This is a genomic window from Deltaproteobacteria bacterium (assembly GCA_009929795.1).
In the GTDB taxonomy this organism is placed as follows: Bacteria; Desulfobacterota; Desulfovibrionia; order Desulfovibrionales; family Desulfomicrobiaceae; genus RZZR01.
Genome location: RZZR01000322.1, coordinates 1 through 1725, shown reverse-complemented (window position 1 = coordinate 1725; position 1725 = coordinate 1). Strand labels below are relative to the sequence as shown.

General features: G+C 63.0%; 2 protein-coding genes. Both read left to right on the top strand.

Features of this window, described 5'->3' with window-relative positions:
* The first annotated feature begins 63 nt into the window (after positions 1–63).
* Positions 64–975: a hydrogenase gene (locus EOM25_14635; GenBank protein NCC26413.1), complete on the top strand. Its 912-nt coding sequence runs from the start codon at positions 64–66 to the stop codon at positions 973–975.
* Positions 976–977: 2 nt separating this feature from the next.
* Positions 978–1625 carry a hydrogenase-4 component E gene (locus tag EOM25_14630; GenBank protein NCC26412.1) on the top strand — a complete coding sequence of 216 codons (648 nt, stop codon included), beginning with the start codon at positions 978–980 and terminating at the stop codon, positions 1623–1625.
* The last annotated feature ends 100 nt before the right edge of the window (positions 1626–1725 follow it).

Genomic DNA, 1725 nt, shown 5'->3' with positions numbered 1-1725 from the left:
CCTCTACATCCTCTCTCTGATCGGGGCCCTGGCCGTTCTGCTGGCCATGAGGGCGGGTTAGCCATGAATTCCGTATCGTCGCTGCTGTTCCCGCTGGGGCTGTTGCTGGCCCCCTTCCTGTTCGGCCTGATCAACCGGGTCAAGGCCATGTTCGGCGGCCGCAAGGGCAGGCCCCTTTTGCAGATGTATTTCGACCTGCGCAAGCTTTTGTCCAAGGGCGCGGTCTACAGCCGGACGACCAGCTGGGTCTTTCGGGCGGGCCCCATCGTCTCCCTGGTGGCGGTGCTGGCGGCCCTGACGCTCATGCCCTGGGCCGGGGCCCCGGCTCTGGTCTCCTTTGACGGGGATGCGATCCTCTTCGTCTATCTGCTCGCCCTTGGCCGGGTGGGCCTGATCCTGGCCGCCCTGGACACCGGGTCGGCATTCGAGGGCATGGGCGCTTCACGCGAGGCGGCCTTTTCCACCCTGGCCGAGCCGGCCCTGCTCCTGCTGCTTCTGGCCTTGGCCCACGGGACCCAATCCCTGTCCCTCTCGGGAATGTTCGCTCCAGGCGGCATGCCCGGAGAAAACCTGGACATGGCGGTTCTCTTGCTGGCCTCGGTCGGGCTGTTCATCCTGGCTCTGCTCGAGAACTGCCGGATCCCCTTCGACGATCCGAACACCCACCTGGAATTGACCATGATCCACGAAGTCATGGTCCTTGATCACAGTGGCCCCGATCTGGCTTTGATCGAATTCGGATCGGCCGTGAAGTTCTGGGCCCTGGGCGCCCTGCTGATGAACGTTCTGGTCCAGGGGCTGGCCGTGGGGCAGGGTGCGGCGGCCGTGATCGGCCTCGGAATCATGTTCGGTTTGGCCCTGGCCGTGGGCGTCGTGGAGTCCACCATGGCCCGGCTGCGTCTGACCACCGTGCCGCGCCTCATCGCCATGGCCGTGAGCTGCGCGGTATTGTCCGTCATCCTGGTATGGATTTGACCATGAGCACAGTACTTGTCGAATCGTTGATGATAGGGATCATCCTGGCCAATCTAGCCCTGCTGGCCTCGTGTCGGGTCCGCTCGCTGATTGGTCGGGTGGCCTTTCAGGGCATGATCCTGGGGATCCTCCCCCTGGTGGCGGCCCAGGGTCAGATCACCACCTACACCTGGGGATTCAGCCTGATGGTCTTCGGCCTGAAGGGCATCGCCTTTCCCTGGCTGCTCATGTGGACCTTCAGGCGGGTCAAGCCCTCCCCAGAGATAGAGCCCCTGGTCGGCTATAACCTGACCATTCTGGCCGGCCTGGCCGGGCTTCTGTTCGCCATGTGGCTGCAGCGCGGCCTTCCCATGCCAGATCATGCCCTTTCGGACCTAGCCTTTGCCACGGCGTTTATGACCTCGCTGACCGGCTTCTTGCTGCTAGTGACCCGCAAGAAGGCTTTGACCCAGGTCATCGGCTATCTCGTGGCCGAGAACGGCATCTTCCTGTTCGGGGTGACCCTTTCGCCTCACGGGCCCCTGTGGATGGAGTTGTCGACTCTGCTCGACCTCTTCGTGGCTGTGTTCGTCATGGGCATCGCCATCCATCACATCAACCGCGAGTTCGATTCCATCGACATGGACAGCCTCTCCTCCCTCAAGGATTGACCATGCTGCTTCAAGGCCTTGTGCTCATTCCCGCAGCGGGCGGATTTCTCTCCCTGATGCTCAAGGGCAACGGGTTGCGGCGGGCGATTCTTTTGGGCAC